We start from the raw sequence: 380 nt of genomic DNA, 5'->3' as shown, positions 1-380 counted from the left end.
AGCTGGTGCTGACCGTCGGCCATGGCACCCACGCCTTCACCCTGGACCGCGAGAAGGGCGAGTTCGTGCTGACCACCGAGAACATGCAGATCCCGGCGGCCACCCAGGAATTCGCGATCAACATTTCCAACCAGCGCCACTGGGAAGCGCCGATGCAGGCCTACGTCGGCGACCTGCTGGCGGGCAAGGAAGGCGTACGCGGCAAGAACTTCAACATGCGCTGGATCGCCAGCATGGTGGCCGACGTGCATCGCATCCTTACCCGCGGCGGCATCTTCATCTACCCGTGGGACAAGAAGGACCCGTCCAAGGCCGGCAAGCTGCGCCTGATGTACGAAGCCAACCCGATGGGCCTGCTGGTCGAGCAGGCCCATCGGGTT

The 380-nt window shown here is 64.2% G+C and carries 1 protein-coding gene; it reads left to right on the top strand.

The genetic code is table 11. From position 1 onward, the window contains the following. Positions 1-380 (top strand): class 1 fructose-bisphosphatase (locus tag I6F21_RS38595; RefSeq protein ID WP_225184499.1); only part of this gene is annotated, 380 nt, incomplete at both ends.

This window comes from Bradyrhizobium sp. NBAIM03, assembly GCF_020194055.1.
GTDB classification, from domain to species: Bacteria; Pseudomonadota; Alphaproteobacteria; order Rhizobiales; family Xanthobacteraceae; genus Bradyrhizobium; species Bradyrhizobium yuanmingense.
Note: the sequence above shows the minus strand (reverse complement) of the source record. Positions and strands in the feature narration are given on the sequence as shown.